The 470-nt window shown below is 67.7% G+C and carries 1 protein-coding gene; it reads right to left on the bottom strand.

The window, feature by feature from the left end:
* On the bottom strand, positions 1-316 hold a 316-nt coding region (locus B8460_RS19620), incomplete at its 3' end, for a pectate lyase-like adhesive domain-containing protein (protein ID WP_048863318.1).
* Between the last annotated feature and the right edge of the window lie 154 nt (positions 317-470).

Raw genomic sequence — 470 nt, 5'->3', positions numbered from 1 at the left:
CGCCGCCCGATTGCGTGCCCTGGCCGCCCTTGGCGATCGTGTCCTCGATCGTCAGGCTGGCGACCGTGACCTTGCCCGCATAGACCGCGAGGCCGCCATTGGCGCCGCCGCCGTCGAGCGTATGGCCCTCGCCGTTGATGGTGACCGTGACGCCCGTCGCCGCGTCGATGACATAGAGACCGGCGGGCTGGCCGGCCTCTCCCTCGGTCACGTTGCCGGTCAGGTCGATGGTGAAAGCGCCCGCGGCCGCGCTATCGACCTGTTCGATGGCGGCGTTGAGTTCCGCCTGCGTCGAGACGTTGATCGTCGTGCCCATGCACGGCTCCAAGGGACGATGCTACAGCTTGACTATGTCGAGCTAGACTGTGGTGGACAATGGCGTTGCGTTCACGAAATTATGAGCCGGAGGCGGCGGGCGACGCGCTGGCGCGCGGGCTCGGCCGCTACCGTGCGGGCGATTATGCCGAAGC

Origin of the sequence: Acidisphaera rubrifaciens HS-AP3, from assembly GCF_000964365.1 — a bacterium.
Classification (GTDB): domain Bacteria; phylum Pseudomonadota; class Alphaproteobacteria; order Acetobacterales; family Acetobacteraceae; genus Acidisphaera; species Acidisphaera rubrifaciens.
The sequence above is the reverse complement of the archived record's forward strand: the minus strand, read 5'-3'. Positions and strand labels throughout refer to the sequence as shown.